This window comes from Petrachloros mirabilis (genome assembly GCF_975968855.1).
The window spans coordinates 1-5923 of the sequence record NZ_CDLUDY010000220.1 but is presented as its reverse complement, the minus strand read 5'-3'; the positions used below and the strand labels follow the sequence as shown (position 1 = coordinate 5923).

The window sequence follows — 5923 nt, the reverse complement described above, 5'->3', positions numbered from 1 at the left end:
GAGGTCAAGCCCCTGATCGAGCAGACATTGGGAGACATGGGCATCCCAATCTATGTGTACTCGACATTCAAGAAAGGTGTGGCAGCAGCCGAACGTACCTAGAAAAGGGAACGTCCGCACCATGGGTTACTTCGGAGCGTCTTGGGCGCAGCGAAATCCGACATTGTGTTCATGTTCCAAGGGATCGCCTTTTGTCCGGAATGTGGAGCGTAGTCGGTAGGGTGAGTTCGTGTAAGAACCACCCCGTTGCGCCTTCGCCGTGCCCTGCAGCGGTCCGCGGGGATTGATCGCCGTCAAATCCGTATAGTAGCGATCATCGTACCAATCCATTGTCCACTCGTACAAATTCCCCGCCATATCATGCACGCCATACGGGCTCTTCCCCGCATCCCGGTTCCCGATTGGGGACACTGTATCGGTCCCTTCCTTCAACCCGAACACTGCGTGGGCAGACGTCGGAGGATCATTTCCCCACGGATAGGTTCTGGCATCCGAACCCCGGGCGGCCTTTTCCCATTCTGCTTCAGTCGGCAAGCGCTTCCCGACCCAGAGGCAATATCCCAAAGCCTCCCACCAGTTGACCCAACGGACCGGGCGATCAGCATGCACAATCGGTGTATCCTTATCCGCAAAACTCCACGGAGGCTCAAGAAGCATCGCCTTGACAAACTTTGCAAACCGGCGGTTAGTTACCTCAAATTTGTCGATATAGAAATTATCGAGAAATACCCGATGGATGGGTTGTTCGTCATCATCCCCCTTGTCGCTACCCATCGTGAATTCGCCGACCGGAATCAGCACCATAGGGGCACCGTCATTTCCAATAATCTCAGCAGGTGGCTGGGGCACTGGGGCAGATTTGGATGTCCCAGGTCCGTTGGATGGAGTTGGAGATTTCACAGCAGGAGGTTTCGGAGCAACTTGAGGGGAGACTGATTCCGATTTTGCCGGAGCAGATTCTTTGCCAGAATTCTCAGGTTGGGAGGGCGTGACAGGCGCTTTTGTCGCCGGTTTTGAATCACTTTCCTGCACGCGAGTCTTTGGTGGTACGGTTGGGGACCCGGAATTCGGCGGAGGTGGAGGAGGCGGGACCGCCTCGGCTTTGGCCGGTGTCGTTTCCGTCCCCGATACTATTCGTCCCTCGACCCAAAAGAACGAGAAGCCACCCAAGAGAACCACCGCTGCAACCTGTCTAATAAACTTCTTCATTGGCCGACGCACCTCTGAAACCACAAGGTTCGACGCAAAAACCTCACTATTGAGGGTACCGAAAAATGCGGAGACATTCCAGTGTGGGAAGCCTTATGTCGGGCTTCAATACAGCCCGAGGCATCAGTGGAGGCACAGCGGATGGGCAGAAAAGAAGAAAAGACAGTGGGAATATTAAGTGGGCTTATTGACGCTATAGCCGTACAGCCACCTCGAAATCGTCCGAGCTTTGTTCCTGACACTATGGAGTACGCCGGCAGGAATGAACAATTCTTCTCCTATGGCTGGTCGAAAGACCTTCCCGCCGATTTCAAACTCCACGTCTCCTTCAAGGACCATGACCAGTTCGTCGACCGTGTGACGGTAATCTTCCCACACCTGGCCCGGAGAATCGGTCCAGATGTCGCAACTGAACCCGCGGGAGTGCCAGAAGGATCGGATTGAGTCGATGCTGACTGGTGGAGTCATTGGATGAAGAGCGGACGGCATGCACGAGCCCGGAGTAACACGAAAGTTACGGGAGGTGTTTTTATCCCGTCGCCAGGAACCTTCCATAATGGCTCCGGGTCGAGCAAGCTTTGTTTGGTGGAGGCGAGGGGAGTTGAACCCCTGTCCGAAGATCGTCCGTACACCGTGTCTACATGTGTAGCCGATAGTTTGAGTTTCGCAGCCATCCACGCCCACCGGCAGGCTTAGAACAGCCGCTAGCCCAGAATTGTCTCGTTCCCCGACGCTGAGCACCGGCGTGGAACCAGCCCGCTGCATCGCGCCGTTTCATCCCCGCGGGCCTCAGATGAAACGACGTCACAGCTTAATTAAGCTGCGAGTGCCAGTTCTTGATTGGCAGTTGCATTTTCCCGGAGTTTTACGAGTCCCCGAGAGCTCGACATGCAACGGTGACTTCAGTATCCCCGTCGAAACCGGTCGCCCCCTTTCTCGTCAGAATGATGAAAATTGCCTCCAGCGGCGATCTCGCCCGCTGCAGCCTTGCTGGACGGCCATCTTGAACAACCTGCCATGAAGCGTCAGACCCTTCAGACCGATTCCAGCTCCTCTCTAGATGCTCATGATACCGTACAGGTCAAGGGGATGCCAGGACCTCTTTAAACGGTTCTCATCACAACGCGCACCCTGAATACAGACAGTGTCTTGGAAGAACGGCGCTCTACGAAGGACGATTTATGAGCTCCGTGCGCCTCAGGGCTGATCGACACACTTGGTGGAGCTATTGATCTACAAATGCGGCTAAATTCTCACGCGCTCTTGAAGCGAGTGGCCTTGGCAAACAAGATCGCGATGAATGGGAGGGCTAATCCCAACAGTAACTGCCAAATCAGCAGATGTCCGAGCTGGCTATAGTCGGCGGGGATTTGAAGAACACCGGTTGTCTGGTCGCGGACTTCGCGGGTCACGACAAAAATATCGTTCAGGTACTTTGTCCCGAGCTGGCTCAATGACAAAGCCAAGTTGGTGAATGACGCCATGACCGCAAAAAAGGTAGCTTTCAATTTAGTTGGGGCCGAATTAGCAATCCAGGCCAGCATGGGAATCATCGAAATTTGCCCGAGGGGAGACTCGAGCGCTGTGTCGACCAAGGCGATGAAACGTGCGTCGACGATGCCTCCGGTGACCCGCGACGTCCATTCGTGCAAGCCGTAATACATGCTCACGATCGGCACCGTAAGAATAGTCCCTACCACGGTCAGAAACCCTACAACATACGCGATGGACCGCTCCGCCATGAACCGTCGAAAGACGAACATTCCCGCCAGCGTCAATGAGTTGGCGATCAATGAGAGGACGGACAGAAATTGTTGGTCGAACTTCAGATGGTCGATCATCCACCAGGTCGTCCCCGGACCTGTACCTGGAATGGCCCGGAAGATGAACACCACAACTGCGGTGCCGACGAGGGTAAATCGCTTGTCGGGCTCCAATTCCTTGACCAGTTTCGCCATGAGGAACAGCACGATGGACATGGAGCCGAAGAAGACGATTTCCTCATTATAGGTAAAACCTCCCAAGCCGACTGACACTGTGAAGAGCGCAAAGAGCAGACTGCCTCCCAGGATCCACCAATTGGGCTGTGCGACTTCTTCCGTCCGCCCCCGCACCTCGACCATCTGCTCGGCCTGTTCCTTCGTGAAGCCCTGTTGAATGAGGGCATTCCGATGTCGCCACCGGACGAGCCAAGCCACCCCAAGTCCAAGCACCGAGACGAAGGGAATGATGAGCGCCAAGAGATAGATCCGCTGATAGAGCTTGACGAGCTCAGCTTGCGGGAGTCCGTTGGTTCCCGTGAAGACGTAGACATTGACCAACGCAACGATGATCCCTCCGCCGACGATCGCCACACGGCCTAGCGTCTGCATCGTAGTATGCATCAGCTTCCGCGTGCGCTCGTCGAAGAACTGGCCGCGTTCATCCACCAGGGGAACTGCCTCGACCGTCATCGCATCCGCGACGGCATCTTGGATCACGTAGCCGATCGGGGCAAGAAGCACGCTGAGGACGTACCAGACTTCTGCCGGCGCGATGGCGGTCATCGCGTCGCGGTGACCGATCAACGCCGCCATGATGCCAAGGCTGGTGGCCAGCAATCCCGCGCCCAGGCCGACCAGCCAGCCTTTCCATCGCCACAGCAGATCCACCGTGTGACCGATGGGCATCTTGAGCGCCCAGGGAATGCCGGCCCAGAAGCCGAGCGCGGCCAGGAAAGAAGCGGAGAGACCGAGATAATCTTTGACGAAAAAGGTGCCTACAATTCCGGTCAAGCCGGAGATCCCGTAGGCCATGTAGACCATAAGAGGCGGCAGGTAGGAGAGCCGCATCTCGCGGCCGAGCTCAAGAATATTCTCATCGATCCAGTTGACGAGCGGTTTTAACATGCAGTGGAAAGGGGTCACGCGGAGATAATCGCGTCGGCTTCGATCTCGACGAGCATATCAGGATCGATCAAACGCTTCACCTCCACCATAGTGGTTGCAGGCCTGATGTTCCGGAAGATCTCACCGTGCGCTCGTCCGACCTCTTGCCACTGATCGATGTTCACCATATAGATGCGTGTTCTGACGACATCGTTAAGCGATGCACCGGCTTGCTTCAATGCAGCCTCGATCGTCTTCAAGGTCTGAAACGTCTGCGCGTAGGGATCGCCTTTGCCTACGAGGCCGGACTGCGTCATGGCGGTCGAACCGGATACAGAGATTGACTGACCGACTCTCACGGCTCGTGAGTAGCCGATCTTGCCTTCCCAGGGACCACCGGACGAAACATTCTCCCGTGGCATTCTTTCTCCTTCCTATGAGAGAGGAATACGTTCCTTGTTCTTCGACAACCAAGTTTCGAAGGTTTGTATCGCGTCATTCAGTCCGCGCGCGATGGAAGGGTTGCGCGGTCCGCAAAACGCCTCGCTGAAATCGCACTTGAACTGAAACATGTTACCCAGATCATCAGCCCCCGGAAAACCGAACCCACGGTACTGCTCCGGTGTCACGGCGTTGTAGCGGACCTGCTGACCCAAAGCTTTCGTCAAAGCTGTGGCCATTTCGGTACCAGTAAGATGTTCTCCGGCAATGGCAATTGTTTTCCCGATGTACTCCTTACCTTTTTTGTATATGCCGAGCGCGCACTTGCCGATGTCTTCGGCTGCAATCCCCGGGAGCTTCTTGTCACCCATCGGGAGCGTGAAGACCAAAGTACCGTCCGGACCTTTCTTCGGTCCCATGCCGAATAAGATCAGATTGTCCCAATAGAATGAGGTGAGAAGAAACGTGGTGGGGACACCGAGCTTCTTGAACTCCTGATCGGCTTCACCCTTGGCATCGAAATGGGGGACCTTGTACTTCCCCATGAGCGTCGGCATACGGTCGTCCGAGAGCGGCACCCATTTGCGCGTGTCTTCCAGCGTCGACCAAATCACATGCTGAACACCGGCCGCCTTCGTAGCCTCCGCCTGAGCTTTCGCCTGTGCGTATTCTTTCTCGGGAGAAAAATGTTCCCAGAAATTCGTCAGACAGAATGCTCCGTAAGCTCCGGCAAAGGCCCGTTTCAGGCTTTCGACATCGTCAAGATTCGCCGCTACGACCTCGGCGCCGAGCGCAGTCAACACCTTGGCTTTCTCCGAGTTCACGTCTCGAGTAAGGGCGCGGGCTGCAAACCCACACCTGGGATCGTTCACGATCGCTCGAACCAGTCCGCCGCCTTGCGCTCCGGTCGCACCTACCACGGCGATGATTTTTTTGTTTGCCATGCTCCCTCCTTTCTTCTGGATACCTGTACTGTTCGATGAGCAGGCCAAGGGGACAGCCACCGCCAGGAAGGGTGGCAGTCCCCTTCACATGACGATGCCGCCACCTGCCTGAATATTCTGTCCGGTCAGCCACTTTGCCCGTTCACTGATCAGAAACGCCACAACCTCGGCCACTTCATCAGGATGACCGAGCCGGTTGAACGGCGAGAGTTGGATGCCAAACTGACGATATTGCTCGGCCAAGATACCCGTGTCAGTAATCCCCGGCGACACACAATTTACCGTGATGCCACGGGGCGCTAACTCGAGTGCCAGTCCCTTCGTAAACTGCTCCAGAGCCGCCTTACTCCCGAGATGCGCCGTCGCCCCGAAGAAGTTCATGTGAGTTCCGGCTGTCGAGATATTCACGATGCGTCCACCTTCTTTTAACACTTTCGCCGCCTCCTGCATGGCAAAGTAGGG

At 55.8% G+C, this 5923-nt stretch carries 6 protein-coding genes and 1 other RNA gene; all 7 read right to left on the bottom strand.

Features of this window, described 5'->3' with window-relative positions:
* Positions 1-126: 126 nt before the first annotated feature.
* Positions 127-804 carry a formylglycine-generating enzyme family protein gene (locus ACWVCN_RS09095; RefSeq protein ID WP_455245251.1) on the bottom strand — a complete coding sequence of 226 codons (678 nt, stop codon included), beginning with the start codon at positions 802-804 and terminating at the stop codon, positions 127-129.
* 579 nt (positions 805-1383) lie between these two features.
* Positions 1384-1698: a cupin domain-containing protein gene (locus ACWVCN_RS09090; RefSeq protein WP_455245250.1), complete on the bottom strand. Its 315-nt coding sequence runs from the start codon at positions 1696-1698 to the stop codon at positions 1384-1386.
* Positions 1699-1792: 94 nt separating this feature from the next.
* Positions 1793-2141: a transfer-messenger RNA gene (gene ssrA, locus ACWVCN_RS09085) on the bottom strand.
* Between the two features lie 321 nt (positions 2142-2462).
* A complete protein-coding gene (locus tag ACWVCN_RS09080; RefSeq protein ID WP_455245249.1) occupies positions 2463-4097 on the bottom strand; it encodes a hypothetical protein in 1635 nt (544 codons plus the stop codon).
* Positions 4098-4111: 14 nt separating this feature from the next.
* Positions 4112-4498, bottom strand: coding sequence for a RidA family protein (locus ACWVCN_RS09075; protein WP_455245248.1), 387 nt, complete (start codon positions 4496-4498; stop codon positions 4112-4114).
* A 12-nt stretch (positions 4499-4510) separates the two neighbouring features.
* On the bottom strand, positions 4511-5461 hold the full coding sequence (locus tag ACWVCN_RS09070) for an NmrA/HSCARG family protein (RefSeq protein ID WP_455245247.1): 951 nt from the start codon (positions 5459-5461) through the stop codon (positions 4511-4513).
* 84 nt (positions 5462-5545) lie between these two features.
* Positions 5546-5923 (bottom strand): SDR family oxidoreductase (locus ACWVCN_RS09065; protein ID WP_455245246.1); only part of this gene is annotated, 378 nt, incomplete at its 5' end.